The organism is Hartmannibacter diazotrophicus, assembly GCF_900231165.1.
Lineage (GTDB): Bacteria > Pseudomonadota > Alphaproteobacteria > Rhizobiales > Pleomorphomonadaceae > Hartmannibacter > Hartmannibacter diazotrophicus.
This window is the reverse complement of the sequence record NZ_LT960614.1, coordinates 4813357-4831589: the sequence shown is the minus strand read 5'-3', so window position 1 is coordinate 4831589 and position 18233 is coordinate 4813357. Positions and strand designations below refer to the sequence as shown.

14 protein-coding genes are annotated in these 18233 nt (G+C 64.3%); 7 read left to right on the top strand and 7 right to left on the bottom strand.

The features are described 5' to 3' along the window. Positions 1 to 128 precede the first annotated feature (128 nt). Both HDIA_RS22380 and HDIA_RS22375 read left to right on the top strand, forming a co-directional pair. Complete coding sequence (locus tag HDIA_RS22380) at positions 129 to 1436, top strand: hypothetical protein (protein WP_099558166.1); 1308 nt, start codon at positions 129 to 131, stop codon at positions 1434 to 1436. 207 nt (positions 1437 to 1643) lie between these two features. Beyond that, positions 1644 to 2693, top strand: a complete 1050-nt coding sequence (locus tag HDIA_RS22375) for a glycosyltransferase family protein (protein WP_099558165.1) — start codon at positions 1644 to 1646, stop codon at positions 2691 to 2693. Here the strand turns inward: HDIA_RS22375 and HDIA_RS22370 are convergent. The 5 genes from HDIA_RS22370 to HDIA_RS22350 all read right to left on the bottom strand — a co-directional run bounded on the left by HDIA_RS22370 (position 2666) and on the right by HDIA_RS22350 (position 9886). Beyond that, on the bottom strand, positions 2666 to 3610 hold the full coding sequence (locus tag HDIA_RS22370; RefSeq protein WP_099559100.1) for a UPF0280 family protein: 945 nt from the start codon (positions 3608 to 3610) through the stop codon (positions 2666 to 2668). The genes HDIA_RS22375 and HDIA_RS22370 overlap by 28 nt on opposite strands. Beyond that, the gene (locus HDIA_RS22365) at positions 3607 to 5076 is read right to left on the bottom strand and encodes a 6-hydroxynicotinate reductase (RefSeq protein WP_099558164.1); all 1470 of its coding nucleotides are present in this window, start codon (positions 5074 to 5076) and stop codon (positions 3607 to 3609) included. Before HDIA_RS22365 ends, HDIA_RS22370 begins: the two co-directional genes overlap by 4 nt. Before the next feature lie 121 nt (positions 5077 to 5197). Next, complete coding sequence (locus HDIA_RS22360; protein ID WP_197708067.1) at positions 5198 to 8770, bottom strand: molybdopterin cofactor-binding domain-containing protein; 3573 nt, start codon at positions 8768 to 8770, stop codon at positions 5198 to 5200. 20 nt (positions 8771 to 8790) lie between these two features. Next, complete coding sequence (locus tag HDIA_RS22355) at positions 8791 to 9276, bottom strand: (2Fe-2S)-binding protein (RefSeq protein ID WP_099558162.1); 486 nt, start codon at positions 9274 to 9276, stop codon at positions 8791 to 8793. 169 nt (positions 9277 to 9445) lie between these two features. After that, entirely contained in the window at positions 9446 to 9886 is a 441-nt protein-coding gene (locus HDIA_RS22350) for a hypothetical protein (protein ID WP_157775781.1), read from the bottom strand. Positions 9887 to 10605: 719 nt separating this feature from the next. Here HDIA_RS22350 and HDIA_RS22345 point away from each other — a divergent pair. Genes HDIA_RS22345 through HDIA_RS22330 form a run of 4 tightly spaced genes read left to right on the top strand, consistent with a single transcriptional unit; the run spans position 10606 to position 14523 of the window. Then, positions 10606 to 12045: a UbiA family prenyltransferase gene (locus HDIA_RS22345; protein WP_099558160.1), complete on the top strand. Its 1440-nt coding sequence runs from the start codon at positions 10606 to 10608 to the stop codon at positions 12043 to 12045. After that, entirely contained in the window at positions 12042 to 12470 is a 429-nt protein-coding gene (locus HDIA_RS22340) for a GtrA family protein (RefSeq protein ID WP_099558159.1), read from the top strand. Before HDIA_RS22345 ends, HDIA_RS22340 begins: the two co-directional genes overlap by 4 nt. Then, positions 12467 to 13789, top strand: coding sequence for an FAD-binding oxidoreductase (locus tag HDIA_RS22335; RefSeq protein ID WP_099558158.1), 1323 nt, complete (start codon positions 12467 to 12469; stop codon positions 13787 to 13789). Before HDIA_RS22340 ends, HDIA_RS22335 begins: the two co-directional genes overlap by 4 nt. Further along, complete coding sequence (locus HDIA_RS22330; RefSeq protein WP_099558157.1) at positions 13786 to 14523, top strand: SDR family oxidoreductase; 738 nt, start codon at positions 13786 to 13788, stop codon at positions 14521 to 14523. Before HDIA_RS22335 ends, HDIA_RS22330 begins: the two co-directional genes overlap by 4 nt. A gap of 116 nt (positions 14524 to 14639) precedes the next feature. Here HDIA_RS22330 and HDIA_RS22325 read toward each other — a convergent pair whose 3' ends face one another. Then, a complete protein-coding gene (locus HDIA_RS22325) occupies positions 14640 to 16004 on the bottom strand; it encodes a hypothetical protein (protein ID WP_099558156.1) in 1365 nt (454 codons plus the stop codon). 30 nt (positions 16005 to 16034) lie between these two features. After that, positions 16035 to 17684 (bottom strand): O-antigen ligase family protein, encoded by a 1650-nt coding sequence (locus HDIA_RS22320; RefSeq protein WP_099558155.1) that lies wholly within the window; start codon positions 17682 to 17684, stop codon positions 16035 to 16037. 283 nt (positions 17685 to 17967) lie between these two features. Between HDIA_RS22320 and HDIA_RS22315 the strand changes: the two genes are divergently transcribed. Continuing rightward, complete coding sequence (locus tag HDIA_RS22315) at positions 17968 to 18222, top strand: sulfurtransferase TusA family protein (RefSeq protein WP_099558154.1); 255 nt, start codon at positions 17968 to 17970, stop codon at positions 18220 to 18222. Positions 18223 to 18233: the final 11 nt, after the last annotated feature.

The window sequence follows — 18233 nt, the reverse complement described above, 5'->3', positions numbered from 1 at the left end:
TGTCATCGGGTCCGTTGACCTTGTTTCAGTTCCCGGTGGACCTTGGCGGCGGCGATTGACATAATGCTGCAGCAGTCATTTTCGACCTTTCGGCCGTTCATTCGTTCATTTTCCATGGGGCGCTCCTGGTGGCATTTTCAAACACCATTCAGGCTCAACCGTTTACCCTTGCCTCCGAACCCGGCGAACGACCGCTTCTCGGGGGGCTTTGCATCATCCTGCTGGCCTCGCTCCTGCTGCAGCGCATCGGCCTTCATGCAGGAGGGTTTCCCCTGCCGGTCGCGCTCGTTGCCGCGCCGGTCGTCATTCTGCTTCAGGCCTTCCTCGGCATTTCCAAGATCTCGCTGGTCCGGCTCATCCTCTTCACTGGCATCGCCGTGACGACGACCATCAGCGCGGCCTTCGCGGATCCGAAGGCCTCTCTGACGTCGGGCCTGCTCTACGTCGGCCTCTACGGCTTCTTCATCTTCTGCATTCCGGTGGACCACACGGCGCACGAGCGCTTCTACCGGACGATCGTTCGCATCATCTGCTTCTTCGCCATCATCGGGATCCTTCAGTATTTCGTGCAGTATCTCGTCAAGGTGCCCTTCCTGTTCAGTTGGGCGGGTCTGGTTCCTTCCGGGTTTCTCATTGAATACAATACCTTGAACGAACTGAAGCAAGGCTCTGGAATCTACAAGGCCAACGGCTTCTTCCTGCTTGAGGCGTCGGCGCTGTCGCAGCTTGCGTCCCGCGGGCTGCTGATCGCCATCTTCTTGCTGAAGGATCTGCGTTATGTCCCGATCCTGCTCCTGGGCATGATCGTGACGTTCTCGGGCACGGGAATTCTGCTCTTCGCCATCTTCGGATCGGTCGCGCTCGGCCTCATGATCCTGGAGCATCCGAAATACCGGAAACTGCTCTGGATTCTTCCGATTTTGCTGCCGCTCTTTGTGATCTTCGCCTGGGACCAGCTCAATCTCCATATTTTCCTGGCACGCGTCGGGGAGTTCTCGGATTCGACATCCAGCGGCTATGCGCGCTTCACCGGCAACGCCGTTCTCTTCCTGCTGTTCAGCAAGGTCGACACCTTCCATTTCCTCTTCGGTGTCGGTCCGTCGATGTCGACCTACTACATGCTGCAGGCCGATGCGGAATCCTTTGCCAGCGGGTGGATCAAGCTCGTCACGGAATATGGCGTCGTCGGCTTCTTCTGCTTCGCGGCCTTCTTCTACACCTGCGCCTATCAGGCGACGCGCCGTCATGTTCTGGCGAGCGCCTTCCTGTTTCACTGGCTGGTGCTCGACGGCAACCTGCTTGTGCCGCAGCATCTTTTCACGGCCTACTGCCTGTGTGCCATGGTCCAGTATAATCCGATGGCTGCGTTCACCGCCCGATCACGAAATCCACGCTTCGGTCTTGGCCTGCCCGGCAAGGACGCGGGGGGCGCATAAGCCGCTATTGCTATAATTGTTTAAAATCAGGCTGCTACCTTGCCTGATGCCGAGGTTTGTCGATCCTCTCCGGCCAGCTCGACCGGAGCCGGTGCCCGCGTCGTGACGCCGGGTCCTGTCGACAGGCCTTCCGACAGCGAACGAAGCGGAAGTCCGGGCACTTCGACCGGATTTCCCGTCATCTGGGAGGAATGACCCCTGCGCGTTTTGTCAGTTCCCGGCCGGACCTATATTGGCAATCCATACTGGAAATATTTCTGCGAAGCCTTTGATGCGATCGGTGTCGATGTCGTGCCGGTGCGCAGCGCCGACACGATGCTCCTGCGCTTCGACGTTCTTCACATGCATTTTCCCGATCACAAGGTGGCCGAGCATCCCCTGCCGAAGGCGCTTGTCCTTGCCGCCAGCTTTCTGGCTTTTCTCGGTCTCGTCCGGCTTTTCGGCAAGAAGATCGTCTGGACGGTGCACGACGTCACGCCGTTCAAGACCCGGCATCGGTGGCTGCTGATGCCCTATCTCGCCTGGGTCCGGCGCCTGACGAGTGGCTACGTCTTCATGAACCGCTCCTCGCGGGAGCAGTTCTTCAAGGCCTATCCGGATCAGGCGGCAAAGCCCTCCTGTCTCGTCGGCCACGGGGTCTTTCCGACAACCCGGGTGTCGCCGGAGCGGAGGCAGATCCTCCGCCAGGAGATGCACAAGGGAGAGGCCTTCATCATCGGCTATCTCGGCGACCTCAAGCCCTACAAGAATGTCGATGCGCTGCGCCACCTGCCGAAGACGGACGGACGCGGGCGCCCCGTCGTTCTCGTCGTCGCAGGGCGGGCCGATCCCCTGATGGACGCCGACGCCCTTGAGGCCAGCCTCGATGCGGCCGGCCGGGAGCGGATGCACCGGATCGACCATCGCCTGGACGATGCGGAGATGGAGGAACTGATCGGGACGGTGGATGCCGTGTTCCTGCCCTATCTCATCGGGTCCAACTCCGGTTTTTCCATCCTCGTCCTGTCCGCAGGCGGGCGGCTCCTGACGTCGGACCTGCCGATGTTCACTGATCTTGAGGAGCAGTTCGGTGCACCGTGGGTCTACAGCAGCGCCCTTGATGCCCTGAGCCTGACGCAGGCGGTCGACCGGGTCTCGACGCATGACGTCACACCGGAGGAAGAAGGCCGGCGGGATGCGGCGCTCGCGGCGCTGTCCTTCGAGGCTTGCGGACGGGAAACGCTTGAGTTCTACAGGTCGCTCGGCGCTCCGGGCTGAGTCCGGGCCTCACGTGGCAGGGCGGGCCTGTCGTCGTCCAGCGTCCGAAGCCGGCCAATGAGACGGGTGCTGCCTTGCAGGTGGAGGGCTGCGCCTGCGATTATCCGGAGATCCAGAAGGGCCTCGGCCGTTCGCGCTCCGCACTCTAGCGCTTCCATGATGTCTTCGCCGGCAAGTCGCGGCACGTGCCGGGTGACGGGGATCGCCCCAAGATCGCTGTCTGGCTGGAGGTCGCTGGCCGGCGCGCGCAGAATTCCGGGATGGCCGGGCAGGTCGACCGCATTGGCGATCACCGTCGCCGCCGCGTCGGCCTCGGCGGTTGTACGAGCCAGAACCGTGACCGCATCGGCGATGCCACGCGAAAAACTTCTGCCCGGTGCGCCGGAGGTAGCGATACCCTCGATGCCATCGCCCGCTCCTATGCATGTGGTCGCGAAGATCGCCGGTCTGTCCGGCCTGGTCACGAGGCCGGTGGTGAAGGACTGTCCTGGAGCCAGATGCAGCGCGATGTCGCCGCCGTTGTTGACATAGGCCTTCGCGAGACTGGCGCTGGCGGTCATGTGGGCAAGGATGTCGTCGGCCACGGCGCCTGCCACCGCTGCCATCGGTGTGATGAAGATCGCGGCGTGGGGGCGAACCGCCGCCTGCATGGCGCGGGCAACCGGCGAGCGGAAGGTGATCGGCGTCTCGCCGGGGTGAATCGGCCGGCGAAGGACGGCGAGTTCCTTGCAGAGTTCGTCTAGCACATGAACGAAGCGGTTCGCTGCGGCGTCGTAGGCGTGGGCCACCTCTCCGGGTTCGCCAAAAGCCTCGATGACAAGATCGATGGGACCGTCGGAAAGATGCAGCCGCCCGTCCGGCAGATGCCGCACCGAGGCGCGAAAGCCTGAGGCCTTTATGGGCGCGAGGACCGTCATCGGTCGCGCGTCATGGGCCATGGGTTCTGGACCCGCTGGGCGATCCGGCGCTGCGCTCCTCCATTCAAGGACGACAGCGGGCGGACCGCCTCCATGTGCCCGCCGAGGGCCGCATAGTCCTCCATCGTCAGGGTGAATTCGATGGGCGCGACGAGGGCCGGCGTCGGTACGGAGCCGAAGGCGTTTTCGGGCAGGCGCGTCACGTCGACCATGAAGGTGATGCCGCCGCCGGGCCAGACATAGACCGGCGCGCCGCCGCAAGTGACCCGCGTCAGGGCGTCCTTGACCGAGCGTGTCAGGCGCACCGGGTTTTCGGTGACGCCCGCGCGCAGCGATCCGCCGGCCCCGGCCATGAAGAGGACGGAGCAAAGGGCGGGTTCGCAATTTTCGCGGATGAGATCCACCGACTGGCGCAGCGCTTCGGGCATCTCGTCCTCGACGGGTGAGAGCGTTTCGTCGAGGCGGTAAAAGCCGGCCTGCTCGCCGGTGGTCGAGACCATCAGCAAGGTCATCCCGGCCTTGGCGACTTTCGTGTCGAAGGAGCCGAGGATCGACAGGGGATCGGTGATGTTGGTGCCGCCCCAGCCGGTTCCGGGAGCCGCGACCTGGAAATAGCGGCCGGGTGTCGAGCGCCGGCCCTTGATCCTGATGCCTGTCGGCGGGATGTCGAGCAGCTTGCCGGCCTGATGCTCGGAGAGGACGCCGGTGATGTGGTCGTCGACCACGACGACGTCGTCCACCTCGCCGAGCCATTGTTTCGCAAACATGCCGATGGCGGCCGAGCCGCAGCCGACCCGCATGCGTTCTTCCTGCAGACCGTTGATGACGGGCGCCTTGCCGGCCGCAACCACGATGTCCACCCCTCCGTCGATGGAAAGCTCCACCGGCTTGCCGTTGGCAAGGTCCAGCAGCGCCTCGCAGGCGACGCGGCCTTCCTTCTTGCTGCCGCCGGTCAGGTGATGCACCCCTCCGAGAGAGAGCATCTGCGAGCCGTATTCGCTGGTGGTCACGTGGCCGATTGGCTCGCCGTCGGCGCGGACCGCCGACTGTTCGGGGCCGAGAAAGCGGTCGGTGTCGACCTTCACCTTGATGCCGCAATAGCTGAAGATGCCCTCGGTGACGACCGTTACCATGTCGACGCCGTCGACCTTCGAGGAGACGATGAAGGGCGCGGGCTTGTAGTCGGGATAGGTGGTGCCGGCGCCGATTGCGGTGACGAAATGATGCTCGTCGGAAAGGATGGTGCCGTCCCAGCCGTCGGCCTGGCGGGAGAACGGCACCAGCGCCCCGCCGTCCTCGAGTGTTCGCGCCAGAAGAACGTGCGGGTCGACACGGACCAGTTGGCCATCGAGGTTGGCATAGCGGTCGCAGGCGCCAGCCATGCCGGGCCGGATGTAGCAGGTCACCGGACAGGCGTCACAGCGTACCTTGTCGTCCATGGAGTCGGCCGTGTCGGGATCGGTCATGGCATGGTCCCGCGCTGGCTCAGGGAGCCGTATTGTTCGTATGCAAATGATCTGGCCGATGGGCAGCCTTTGTCAAGGCGGAGCAAGGGGCGCAGCCATCGGCCGGGGCGCCTCGATCCGGTCATGAGTTCGATCCTTTGATCCTCATGCTTTTCGCGATTTCCTCCAGCCCCTCCCAAGCCGGGCGGTCCGGGGCGAAGCGCGCGCAGATATAGCGGGCGAGGGCCGCGATCTGGCCGTCGTCGAGATGGCTGGCGAAGGCGGGCATGGCGCCGAGGCCGCCGATTTCCGGCACGCTGATGCCCTCCATAATGACGCGAATGAGCGTTGCCGGCGTGTCGGACTGGATGGCGGTCACAAGCGCCAGCGACGGTTTGACGCCGAAGAGGACCGGGCCCTTGCCGCGCTCGTGACAGACGGCGCAAGCCCCTTCGTAGAGGCGCGCGCCCTGGGCGAACTCCGGCATCGATTGCAGCCGAAGACCGAGCGCGTTGCTTCTCTCGTGCAGTTCGTCGGCTCGTCCCTGCGGGTCGTTTGCCGGCGTATTGAAGCTGGCAAGATAATGCGCCATGGCGCGAATGTCGCTGTCGGGCAGGTCCTTGAGTTCGGCGATCACGGGCGCCATGGGGCCGGCTGCGACGCCGTGCAGATCGGAGTATCCGGTGCTGAGATAGGCATGGAAGGCTTCCTCGTCCCAGGGGATCGGGGCCTTGCCGAGCGCGGTGAGGGCCGGTGCTTCCCAGCCGTCCGCCGTTCCGCCGGCAAGGTGAAGACGGCCCTTTTCCTCCGCGCCAAGGGCATTCCTCGGCGAGTGACAGGCCGTGCAATGCCCAAGGCCCTCGACCAGGTAGGAGCCCCGGTTCCAGAGGTCTGAACGGGAGGGATCGGCCCGGAATGGAGCGGCATCGTGAAACATCGTGTTCCAGGCCGCCATCAGCGGACGGACAGAGAAGGGCGCGGCAAGCTGCGGCGGCGGGGCCGCCTGCCGGACCGGCTGCTGCGTCATCAGATAAGCGTAGATTGCCTGGAGATCGGCCTCGGATGCCTTGGCGAAGGACGTGTAAGGGAAAGCCGGGAAGAGGTGACGGCCATCGCGGGAAATGCCCTGACGCATCGCCCGTTCGAAGGCCGGATAGGACCAGCCGCCGATGCCGGTCTGCGGATCGGGCGTGAGGTTCGTCGACCAGATGGTGCCGAAGGGCGTCTCGATGGGCCGGCCGCCGGCAAGGCGCTGGCCGCCCACCGCGGTGTGGCAGGTGATGCAGCCGCCGAGCGCGGCGAGCATCCGCCCCCTTTCCACGGTCGTGGTGGAATAGACCGCCGGATCGGGGCGGGCAATCGGCGGAATGGCCGGGCGGATCGGCAGGCTCGCAAGTCCGATCGAACCAACGGCGCCGACAGCCGCGATGGCGATGGTCCATCGGCGGCGAAACCGGGGAAGCTTCGGCGGAGGCGGCGCGGCAAGGGCGAAGGCTGTCCCGGAGGGCGAGGCGATCCCGGCCGCCTCGAGGCCTGCCCTGATCTTCTCCGGCGTGAAGGGAAGCTCGCGAAAGCGCACGCCGGTCGCGTCGAATATGGCGTTGGCAATCGCCGCAGCGCTTGGCACGGAGGCGGATTCTCCAACACCGAGCGGCGGCTCGTCCGGCCTCGGCACCATCATCACGTCGATGTCCGGCACCTCGGGAAAGGCGAGGATCGGATAGCTGCCCCATTCGCGGCTTGCGACGGCGATGTCGGAGAAAGTCACTTCTTCCTTGAGGACGCGGCTCGTCGACTGGATGACGTTGCCGTGGATCTGATGCCTTACGCCCTCCGGGTTGATCATCAGGCCGCTGTCCTGACCAACGGTCACCTTCCTGAGCGCGACTTCGCCGGTCTCGGGGTTGACGGCGACGTCGGCGACCCAGGCGGACCATGCCGCGCCGGTGCCGGGGAATGTCGAGTGCATGTAGAGCGCGTAGGCAAAGCCACGACCATGCAGGATGCCGTTCTCGTCGCGCCGCATGCGGGGGCCGGCGTGGGGCTCCCACCCGGCGCGCCGGGCGAGGGCCTGGACAAGTTCCAGCGCGCGCGCGTCCTTGAGATACCTTTGCCGGAATTCCACCGGGTCGACGCCGGCTTTGGTCGCAAGCTCGTCCATGTAGCATTCGTGCGCGAAGCTGTTCGGCAGGGCCGAGACGCCGCGCAGCCAGGACGCGCGGACGATGGGGGCCATGTCGTGCACGGTGACCCGATGGTTCGCGAAGTCATAGGGGCCAATTGCCGTACGGTCGCCCATATGAAGAACGGGCGCGACGGGCGGCACCTTGCCGGTGAGCAGCAGGGCCAGCGTGCGGGCGTTGTTGGAGGGATAGCGGGTCGTGAAATCGTAGGCGGCGACGTCTCCCGCCGCATCGAGTCCGCCGTCGACATCCATGAGCTGAGCCGCACCCTTGGGCTCCCAGAGATGCTCCTGGGCGCGGGAGAGCTGCACCCGCACCGGCCGGCCGACGGCCCGGGCCAGAAGCGCGGCATCGGCGGTGACGTCGTCGGCGCCGTTGCGGCCATAGCAGCCTGCCGCTTCCATGCGGATCACATCGACGGCCGTCTCCGGCAGATCGAGCAGCAGGGCAAGGTCAGCGCGCAGCGGCACCGGGTTCTGGGTTCCGGACCAGACCGTCAGGCGTCCGTCCTCAAAGCGCGCGAGCGCCGCCGACGGACCGATGGAGGCATGCATCTGGTAGGGCCAGAGATAACGGCGGGGCATGCGTCTGGCGGCACTTTCCAGCGCCTCGTCGACGTTGCCCTTGTCGAGAAGCCGGCGCGGCGTCGACGGATTGGCCGTCAGGGCGCCGGCAAGGTCGTCCATGTCCGGCAGGCTCGGCGCGGGCTTCCACGCAACCTTCAGCGCCTCCATCGCTGCCTCGGCGATTTCCTCGCGTTCGGCAACGATGCCGACGAAGTCGCCCTCAACGACGACCGCGACGATGCCCGGCAGATGGCCGATGGATGTTTCGTCGACCGAAAGAAGGCTGGTGCCGACGAAGTGTCCTGCGTCGAGCCCGGCATAGGGCGGGCGCACAACGCGGCCATGCAGCATGCCGTCGAGGCGCATGTCGTGCACATAGGTGAGGCCGCCGGTCGCCTTGGCGGGCAGGTCGACGCGAGGGGGCGATTGGCCGACGATGCGGTGCTCCGCGACGGGCTTCACCGGTGTCCGCAGGTCAAGGGCGAGGCGCGTTGCGGCATTGCCGATCAGCTCGCCATAGGTCAGGCGCTCGCCGTCCGGCCCGGTGACGACCCCATCCTCGGTCGTGAGCGCCTCAATGGTGCAGCCAAGCTGTTCGGCGGCGCGCAACAGAACATGACGGCGGGCCTGGGCCGCGGCACGGCGGAGCGGGTCGGCAGCGATCTGGATCGTCTCGCTGGCGATGGTCGGGCCCTGGTCGGGCGTTGCAGCCGTATCGCCAAGCACCATGCTGACCCGCGCCAAGCCGACATCGAGTTCCTCGGCCACGATCTGGGCAAGCGCCGTGCGGATGCCGGTGCCGAGATCGACATGGCCGTTGAAGCCGATCACGGCCCCGCTGGCCTCGACGATGACGTAAGGGTCGAGCCCCGACGGGTCAGCCGAAGCAACATCGTCCGTGCTGCCGTTGCGTGGCGCGACAATGGCAAGGCTGCCGGGACGGTTCAGCCAGTCGGCGCGCGACATTTCCGATGGTTCCCGGCGCGTCATGCATCACCACCGGTGTCAGGCGACATTCCCGCCGCGAGCCTTGCAGCCGCCAGAATTTCCAGATGCGCGCCGCATCGGCAGAGATTGTAGCGAAGGGCCTCGCGCACGTCGTCATCACTGGGAGACGGGTTCTGCAGCAGCAGCGCCTTCACCGTCATGACCATGCCGCTCAGGCAATAGCCGCACTGGCCGCCAGATGCCGCAATGAAGGCGGCCTGCACGGGATCCGGTGCTTCGATGTCGCCGAGCCCCTCCAGCGTGACGACCGACCGTCCCGCGACGTCGGCGAGCGTCAGCACGCAGGCTCTTGCCGCGACATCGTCGACGAGGACGGTGCAGGCGCCGCAGCTGCCAAGGCCGCAGCCGTATTTGGGGCCGTTGAGCCGAAGGTCGTTGCGGAGGTAGGGGAGGAGGGGAGTGGCCGCCGAAAGCGGCGGCTCATGCCTGATGCCGTTGACACGCAGCCACAGCACCTCCGGCATGCCGTTCTCCCGTGTTCCGTTGCCGCGCGGTGGCGCGAAAGTCGTTCGTATGCATACGAAGGATGCCGTTCGCGACCGGGAGCGTCAAGCGGAGCGGCGGGGAAACGACGGGACAACGGGGACAGGAGAGAGCCCGCGGCGACGGGCCCTCACCGCGCGCGCCGGCTCCTTACTGGGATGTCGGGCTGACGTCATTGGTGACGAACAGATTGGACCTCAATGTCGTGAAGCTGCGCGACCTTGCGCTGGACGACGCACCGTTGTTGGGCGTCAGGTTCGTGTCGCCGAAGCCGCCGGTCGTCCCGTTGGAGGGGCCGCCGGAGATCGCGCCCGCCGTCGTCAGGCCGCCACCACCGCCGAGGGCCGCGGTCTGGATGTCGTCCTGCGCGGTCTGGAAGGCGGTCAGGAAGGTCTCGTCGTCGACCGAAGCGGCCGCTTCCTGAATCTGCTGCGAATATTCCAGATGCGATCCCTCGCAGGCGACGGCCGCGCGCGCCATGCCGGCGCCGATCGCCGACTTCTGCAGCGAACTGGCGCTCTGGAGCAGGGCAATGAGGGGATCGAGCGTGTTCGAACTGGACCCGACAAGCGCGCGCACCCGGGTCGACATCGGCAGGCCGCCGGACGGGAAAGACGTCAGGAGGGCGCCGGGATTACTGAGAAAGTTGAGAACCTCGGCGTCAGACAGCTTTGCCGGAAACTCGAAGCAAACGGTTGCCGGCTGTTCTGCCGACGCCGTCGCGTCTTGGGCCTGAGCCGTGCCTGTGAAACATGTCGACTGAAGTGCAGTGGCCAATCCGAATACGAGAACTGCCGTTAACCGTGACTTGGACATCTTGGAATGCGCCTTGGCTTTATTCTTAGCCAGCATCAATAAAATTTTGCCTATCCCGAAGCAATGGGCTCAAAATGGTAAACACACACAATTTTATGTATTTCTTCGTCCTGAGTTAATTGGTTACCGATCAGCGTTAATACTCGTTAAGCTTGAAATGTGGAATATTTTCAATGTTTCCGTGTGAATTTTTGGATTGTTGGCAGTATTTTTGCTTTGTCCTTCGTTGATTCGGAGGCGGGCGCTGCTCCTCTGCTGGCTGCCGGTCTTCCGCCGGCCGGCCCTTCAATGAGGATATGGAGGATCGAGCTGGCCGATTCTGGATCGTTGCCGCACGCTTCGTCCGGGGTTTTGCCAGCGAATAAACGTTACCTGAAGAAACTCGAACGGATCGCCGGGGTCAGCTTGCCTCATCGGGGCTCCGTGAGTATGGTCAATAAAAATAATTACATCTTGTATTAATTTTCAATCACTTAGCTGGAGAAAGGCATTCCGTGCTCGATAAACGCCAGAATGTTGATCCGGTCCTGGTCGTCGACCTTGACGGCACATTGTTGCGGTCGGATTTGCTTTACGAAAGTTTCTGGTCGGCCTTCGGCAAGGACTGGCGCTGTCCCTTCCTGTCCGCCAATGCCCTGCGCAGCGGCCGCGCCGCCCTGAAGGCCTATCTTGCGGACGCGTCCGACATCGATACGACGCTGCTGCCCTACGATCCCGACGTGATCGCCTATGTCGAGGCGTGGCGCGAGCGCGGCGGACGGACGGCCCTCGTGACCGCCAGCGATCAGTCGATCGCCTCGCGGATCGCCGACCATCTCGGCATCTTCGACGAGGTGCATGGCTCGGACGGCACGCTCAATCTCAAGGGGCCGAACAAGGCGAAGTTCCTGACCGAGCATTTCGGCGAGACGGGTTACGCCTACATGGCCGACCACGCGGTCGATCTGCCGGTCTGGCAGCATGCCAAGAAGGTCATCACCGTCAACGCGCCAACATCGCTGCGCGGCCAGGCGGAGAAGCTCGGGCCCGAGTTCGAGCACCTGACCACCTCCGGGTCGTCCGCCAAGGCGCATCTGAAGGCACTCCGGCCGCATCAGTGGCTGAAGAACAGCCTCGTCTTCCTGCCGATGTTCGCGGCGCACCAGCTCGACATCATCACCGTCCTCGAAAGCTTCTTTGCCTTCGTCGCCTTCAGCCTGATCGCCTCGAGCGTCTATGTGCTGAACGACCTTCTGGATCTGGCCGCCGACCGGGCTCATCCGCGCAAGAAGAAGCGGCCCTTCGCATCGGGCGCGATCCCGATCGCCAACGGAACCTGGATGGCGCCGGGCCTGCTTCTGGCCGGTGTGCTGATCTCGCTGGCGCTCGGCTGGAAATTCGCGCTGGTGATGCTCGGCTACTACGTGATGACGACGGCCTACTCGCTGCATCTCAAGCGGCGCATGGTCGTGGACATCTGCGTGCTCGCCGGCCTCTACACGGTGCGCATCGTCGCTGGCGGCGTTGCGACCGGCATTCCGCTGTCGGTCTGGCTGCTCGCCTTCTCGATCTTCCTCTTCTTCTCGCTCGCCGCCGTCAAGCGGCAGGCGGAACTGGTGGACAGCGCCCAGCGCGGCAAGCTCAGCGCCACCGGGCGCGGCTATCATGTGGATGACGTTCCGATCGTCTCGATGATGGCGATCGGCTCCGGCTACGTGTCGGTGCTCGTGATGGCGCTCTATCTCAACTCGCCGGCCGTGATGGTGCTCTATCCCTATCCGGCCGCGCTCTGGGGCATCTGTCTCGTGCTGCTCTACTGGATCAGCCGCATGGTGATGGTCACCCACCGGGGCAACATGCACGACGATCCCGTCGTCTATGCAACCAAGGACCGGATCAGCCAGATCTGCCTGCTGCTGGTTCTCGTTTTCGCCGCCGGGGGCATGCTGATATGACGTTGAAGACGCTCGTTTTGCGCTACGCCTTCTTTGCGGTCGCGGCGACGCTGGTCAATCTTGCCATGCAGCGTCTTGTCCTGCTGACAGGCAGCACCTGGATGCATTTCGCCGCCGCCATCGGCGTCGGCACCATCATTGGCCTGCTCGTCAAATACGTGCTCGACAAGCGCTGGATCTTCTACGACACCGCGACGGGCGTGAAGGCGCACGGCCAGAAATTCACGCTCTATACGACCATGGGCCTCGTCACGACGGCCATCTTCTGGGGCATGGAAACCATCTTCTGGATGGCTTCGCATACCGACGAGATGCGCGAACTCGGCGCGATCATCGGCCTCGCCATCGGCTATGTGGTCAAATACAACCTTGACCGTCGTTTCGTCTTTACCGATGCGACCCTCAATGCAAGGCAGCCTGCATGAAACTGGGCGGTTGGGGCCGGTTTCCGGTCCATGAGGCCCGACTGACGGCGCCGCGCGACGAAGCCTCGCTGCTTGCGCAGCTGCAGGAGGGCAAGGCGATCGCGCGCGGCAACGGCCGGGCCTATGGCGACAGCGCGGTCAGCTGCCAGAACACGGTGCACATGCGGCACTTCAATCGCATGATCGCCTTCGACGCCGAAAGCGGCCAACTGGTCGCCGAGGCAGGCGTTCTTCTCGCCGACATCATCTCCGCCTTCCTGCCGCGCGGCTGGTTTCCGGCCGTCACGCCCGGCACCAAGTTCGTGACGCTCGGCGGTATGATCGCGGCGGACGTTCACGGCAAGAACCACCATCTCGACGGAAGCTGCGGGCAGTTCATCGACTGGATCGACCTGATCGACGGCGAGGGTACGCTGCGACGCTGCTCACGCGAGGAAAACCGCGACCTCTTCGAGTGGACCGTCGGCGGCATGGGCCTGACCGGTGTGATCCTCAGGGCCGCCATGCGCCTCAAGCCGGTCGAGAGCGGCTGGATCCGGCAGACGATGATCCCGGCGCCGGATCTCGACGCGGCGATGAATGCCTTCGAATCCTCGCAGGATGCGACTTACAGCGTCGCCTGGATCGACTGCCTGAGTTCCGGCAGCAAGCTCGGCCGTTCGCTCGTCATGCTGGGCGAGCATGCGACGCGCGGCGAACTCGACGCGGCGAAGAAGGCCCGGCCCTTCGAGACCGGAGCCAAGCGCAAGAAGTCCGTGCCCTTCGATGCCCCGTCCTTCGCGCTCAACAGCCTCACGGTGCGCGCCTTCAACCTGCTCTACTACTGGAACGGTGCACGCAAGGCGGGGACCGACTTCGTCGACTGGGATACCTATTTCTATCCGCTCGACGCGATCCTCGGCTGGAACCGCATCTATGGCCGCCGTGGCTTCCTGCAGTTCCAGTGCGCGCTGCCGCTCGACCGGTCACGCGACGGATTGCGCGCCCTTCTGGAGGCGATCTCCAGGGCCGGTGCCGGATCGTTCCTGGCTGTCCTGAAGCGTTTCGGCGAGCAGGAGAGCCGGTTTTCCTTCCCCATGCTCGGCTACACGCTGGCGCTCGATTTCCCGATCAGCAGGAAGACGCTGAACCTGATGGACCATCTCGACCGGATCACGGTCGATCATGGCGGGCGCTTCTATCTTGCCAAGGACAGCCGGATGTCCGCCAAGACGCTGGCGCAGAGCGATGCGCGTGCCGCCGTCTTCAGTGACATGCGCGCGGCAGGCGGTCTCAAGGCGCGTTTCAAGTCGGAACAATCGGAAAGGCTCTCCCTTTGAGCAAGGCAACGGTTCTCATCCTCGGTGCCCGGTCGGATATCGGGCGCGCGGTCGCGCATAAATTCGCCTCGCTGGGGCATCCGATCCAGCTTGCGGCGCGCAACGCCGCGAGTCTGGAGGCCGACAGGACGGACATGGAGCTGCGCTTCAAGGTGCCGGTTTCGGTGCACGATTTCGATGCGCTGGCGACCGAGACCCACGCCGATTTCGTCTCGGGCCTGCCGGAACTGCCCGGGATCGCCGTCTGCGCCGTCGGCCTGATGGGCGAGCAGGAGGACAACGAGCGGGACCTGCCGCAGGCGATCCGCGTCATGCGCAGCAATTTCGAAGGTCCGGCCAATCTCTTTGCCGAGCTTGCCAACCGCTTCGTCGAACGCGGCTCGGGAACGCTGGTCGGGATCAGCTCGGTCGCCGGCGAGCGCGGGCGGGCGAAGAACTATGTCTACGGCGCGGCCAAGGCCGGCTTCACGGCGTTTCTCTCCGGCCTTCGCAACCGGCTCGCCAAGAAGGGCGTTCACGTCGTCACGGTGCTGCCGGGCTTCGTGAATACCCAGATGACCGAAGGCATGGACCTTCCGGCGAAGCTGACGGCCGAGCCGGAGGAGGTCGGTGAGGCCATCGCCAAGGCGGTGGAGAAGAAGAAGGACGTGATCTACGTGCGTCCGATCTGGCAGCTCGTGATGCTGATCATCCGCAACATTCCCGAGCGGATCTTCAAGGGCTTGAATATCTGACCCCGTCCGTCCGGCCGGAGTTTTCGCCGCTCCATGCCGTTGCTATCGCGCAAATCCGGGCGGAGAGCCTGCTCCCACCCGTGCCTTCGCGAGGGCATGCTTTTCCCGGATTTTCTCTAGCCCCGTCTTCCCAGGGCAACGCTCCGGCATGCGACGGCGATGCCGGGGAGCGCGAAGACGAAGATCATCACGGGCAAGAGATGCTTTTCGTATTCGAAGAAGCCGTCGCCGGTGACCGTGAACATCGGTGCGCCGGCGGCGATGTAGCCCGCGAGCAGAAGCAGGTCGAATCGGCGGGCGATCAGCACCGTCAGAACCGCAAAGGCGAGGAAGACGAAGCCGAGGTTCGCCAGGATCGCGGCCGAGACGCTCTCGTAGGAGAGGGGCCCGGACTTCGCCAACGGCGACAGGCTGCGGGTGTAGTCCAGGCTGTAATCCGATGTATAGGCGAGTTCGAGGGCGGTGCGGACCCAGTGCAGGTGAGACGGACCGTTGGTCGCCAGAGCGATAAAGCTCTCCCTCAGCCGCGACTTGTCCAGTGCCGGGACGTCTTCTTCGCCGGCGTCGTCCCGGATGGCCGCACCCGTCGGCCAGTATGAGGTGCCCGCGAGCTTGCTGTCGGGAAAGAGTGACTTGAACTCGGTCCTCGCCTGAAGCTCCGCCTTGTGTTCGTCGAAATAGCCCTTCCGGCTGCGGAACTCGTGGACGGGCCAGTCCGCGACGCCCTGCAGCGTCCATCCGAAGCCGTTGTAGACGCGGTTGTAGGCGTTGGGTTCGGTCAGGCCGTACTGGCTGGCCTTGTAGAGCTGCACGGCGGACGGCGCGACGAGGAAGACGAGGATGACGGCGGCGTCCATCCATTTCCGCGGCAGTGGCAGCCGGACACAGCGCACATAGGCATAGATCATGAACGGGACCAGGAAGATCATCTGGGCCTTGGAATAGAGGATGGCCGCGGAAGCGAGCAGGTAGACAATCCGGCTGCGCACCATCGCGGCGAAGGTGAACAGGGGCAGGAAGGCGAGGACGGAGGCGGCCTCGTAGCCGGACTTCATGTAGAAGCCGACGAAGGAATAGGCGAAGCAAAGTCCCAGGATCGTGCCGATCCGCGCGCCGAGGCCGATCGTGCCGACGGCGGCGATCAGGACGACACCGAGGAAGTAGATCGCGCTCAGGCCGATGAAGATCCCATTCGGCGTCAGGCAGGGCTCGCCGGCGAAGCGGAAGCCGATGAAGATCGCGGCCAGAATGGTCCGCATCGTCGAGGCGGGAAGAAGTTCGCTCCAGCCGACGCTGTCATTGACCGCGATGCAGGCAGGAAGCGGCCGCCATGTTACAGCATCGACATTGAACGCCCCGACCACGCGCCAGTAATCGCCGTTGTTCAACATCGGGGCATAAATGGCATTGAGGGCGAATACGAAAATGAATGATGCAACAACGGCCAGAACGAGCGTCTTTGCGTCGATTTTCGAGATCAAGTTCACTTAGATACCTGGTGCCGTTATTCGTTACGTCTTCAGACCACCCTCGGGAAACGGTCCCGCGGAATCCCGCCGACTATTCTTCGGATCCTCTGAAATTTCGGTATCCCCGACCATGGGAGGCTCCATCTCGATGGTTTTAAGGTTAACTGGCGGCGGCTGGGAGCGCGTCGATTTCGGTTTCGACTGCGAAGGCAAGGCGTTGCGTCCCAGGGATATCGCTGTCGTGGCGGCGAGCGTCGCGGCAAAGATAACGGCAAACCCCGGGATTTGCAGCGAGAAGTCCATGACGCTGTGGGCCGCCACGAGGAGAATGGCACCGAAACCGAGGGCGGGAAAGACAGCATAACTGCGCCGCGATTTCAGGCCGTGGACATGGATGATGACAAGGGCCGCGAGGCCGACGACCATGGCGATCACAAAGACGATGCCGAGTTCCAGAAACCCCTGCAGATAGACCGAATGGGCGCGGGTGAAGGTGCCGGTGATGCCGCATTGCGGATCCCGGTAGGCCGGGAAGATGTCCTGGAAGGTACCAAGCCCCGTCCCGGTCAGCCAGTTGTTCCTGACGGCATGCACGATCCCCGGCCAGACGCAGAAACGCGGGTCATCCACGCCCTCGATGCTGGCCCGGTAGGCGGCGCGGCCGGAGAAGGCGACACCGGCAATGACGACGATGACCATGGCCATCGCCGCGCGCATCGCCCGTTGCCACGGCGGCGTGCGCCGGCTGCGGCCGAAGCCCATCTTGCGCTCGCGGCGGAACCCCATGGCGGCAAGGATCGGCACCATGGCGAGGAAGGTGAGGAAGGAGGAGCCGACGCCGGCCCGCGATCTCGTCATGAAGAGCGCCAGCAGGCAGACGAGCATCAGGATGGAATAGGTCCACATGCGCCAGTTGAAGGCCGGCATGGATGCCCTTGCCGCCCCGCCGATCCAGGCGGACAGCCGGCCCCAGTCCACCTTCTGCGCATTCTGCCAGGCGAGGGAGAACAGGATCAGGCTGCAGATGCCGAAATAGGTCGCCGCCGTGTTGCGGTTGACGAAGACGCCGGTCACGCTGTCGAGATAATATTTCTTCTTTTCCGTCAGCAGCATGTCGGGCGAAAGGAGGAACTGGCCGATCGACCAGACAGCGATGACGCCGCCGGAAATGCCAAGGAAGGCAAGAAGGAGCTTTGCGCTCTTGTCGTCCGGAAAGGCCTGCAACCCGGCGAGGAAGACAATGAATGGCAGCGCGAGGCCAAGGAGCGCGAAGCGCGTGTCACCGGGCGCGACGGAGATGACCGGGGCCGCCGTGACACCGAGGTCCTTCACCGAGGTCCAGATCGGATTGGCGAGGAGATGGTCCGGCAATGGAACCGTCTGAAGAAAGGCCCAGCCGGCCAGGAGCACGAGAAGGCCAACCGCCAGGCCGGCGGCGACGCGCAGCGGCTTGGCAATCCCGAAGGCGAGCGCGATCGCCATGGCGAGGACCGTGAAATAGACCGTGACCAGGCTCATGGGCAATTCGGCGGTCGAGCCGAAGGGCACGAGAACAAAGAGGAGGCCGATCATATAGGCGACGCGAAGTCCGGCCCACAGGACCGGGTGCGTCGTCCGTCGTGCCCGGCTTCCCTTCAGTCCCTCGATCGGAGCCGACGAGACGACGGGAGCCTTTGCCAGTTCTTCCTGCATCAAAGGTTTTCCTCATCGGGTCCGCACCGCCGGGGGACCCCGATGTTCTTCAAAAATCGATTGCCTTGAAACTCGTACCGACCGTCTTATTAACCAAACCTGATCGCCGGTCAGCGGCAATGTCAACATTGCCGAAACCGCCGCGACATTTCGGGCGCCGCTGTTGCGCCGGGGAAACAACCGGATACGGGATGCGTTGGCCTATTCGGACCGGTTCCTGCATGGCTGCCTGATGGTGTAACCTTCGCCGCCAGACCGTTCCTTGACCCCAACCCGGTGCCATATGGATCAATGCCATTCCGCGCCTGCCGAGATCGTCGATCTCTGCGGCCTTCACTGCCCGCTGCCGGCGATCAAGACGCGGCGCAAGCTCGGCATGCTGTCCGCCGGCGCGCGCATCGAGGTCCGCTGCACGGATGCGCTGGCGGCCATCGACATCCCCCATCTCGTTCGCGAGACGGGCGACCTGCTCGTCGATCACCGCAAGGACGGCCGTGTTCTAGTCTTCCTCATCGAGAAAGCCAGCCGGGACACCTGACAGCGCGCCAC

Bases quoted from the DNA above. Each gene is read 5' to 3' on its own strand.
- HDIA_RS22370 (WP_099559100.1), bottom strand. From the start codon at position 3,610: ATGACGGTCCTCGCGCCCATAAAGGCCTCAGGCTTTCGCGCCTCGGTG.
- HDIA_RS22340 (WP_099558159.1), top strand. From the start codon at position 12,042: ATGACGTTGAAGACGCTCGTTTTGCGCTACGCCTTCTTTGCGGTCGCG.
- HDIA_RS22350 (WP_157775781.1), bottom strand. From the start codon at position 9,886: ATGTCGACCCGGGTGCGCGCGCTTGTCGGGTCCAGTTCGAACACGCTC.
- HDIA_RS22335 (WP_099558158.1), top strand. From the start codon at position 12,467: ATGAAACTGGGCGGTTGGGGCCGGTTTCCGGTCCATGAGGCCCGACTG.
- HDIA_RS22355 (WP_099558162.1), bottom strand. From the start codon at position 9,276: ATGCCGGAGGTGCTGTGGCTGCGTGTCAACGGCATCAGGCATGAGCCG.
- HDIA_RS22320 (WP_099558155.1), bottom strand. From the start codon at position 17,684: ATGCAGGAAGAACTGGCAAAGGCTCCCGTCGTCTCGTCGGCTCCGATC.
- HDIA_RS22365 (WP_099558164.1), bottom strand. From the start codon at position 5,076: ATGACCGATCCCGACACGGCCGACTCCATGGACGACAAGGTACGCTGT.
- HDIA_RS22360 (WP_197708067.1), bottom strand. From the start codon at position 8,770: ATGTCGCGCGCCGACTGGCTGAACCGTCCCGGCAGCCTTGCCATTGTC.
- HDIA_RS22315 (WP_099558154.1), top strand. From the start codon at position 17,968: ATGGATCAATGCCATTCCGCGCCTGCCGAGATCGTCGATCTCTGCGGC.